Origin of the sequence: Erwinia sp. ErVv1 (genome assembly GCF_900068895.1) — a bacterium.
GTDB lineage: Bacteria > Pseudomonadota > Gammaproteobacteria > Enterobacterales > Enterobacteriaceae > Erwinia.
The window spans coordinates 1-218 of sequence record NZ_CDPK01000061.1 but is presented as its reverse complement, the minus strand read 5'-3'; the positions used below and the strand labels follow the sequence as shown (position 1 = coordinate 218).

Sequence of the window (218 nt, the reverse complement as noted above, 5' to 3'; positions counted from 1 at the left end):
CTCTGGACGTATAACCGCCTGGGGCAGCCGCTCAGTCAGACCGGCCGCAACGGTATCATGCGTCGCTGGCACTATGATGCACGAGGCAATCTGCTACGTCTGCAAAACGGCAACGGCGGTGAGTACCGGTTTACGTATGACCCCTCAGGACGTCCTTTAAATGAGATTCGCCCGGACCACACAACCCGGCAGATGGAATGGAACGAACGGGGACTGCT

Annotated in this window: 1 protein-coding gene; it reads left to right on the top strand. The window is 58.3% G+C overall.

Translation table 11 applies throughout. The features are described from left to right. Positions 1 to 218 (top strand): RHS repeat domain-containing protein (locus tag A1830_RS20905; protein WP_156485064.1); only part of this gene is annotated, 218 nt, incomplete at both ends.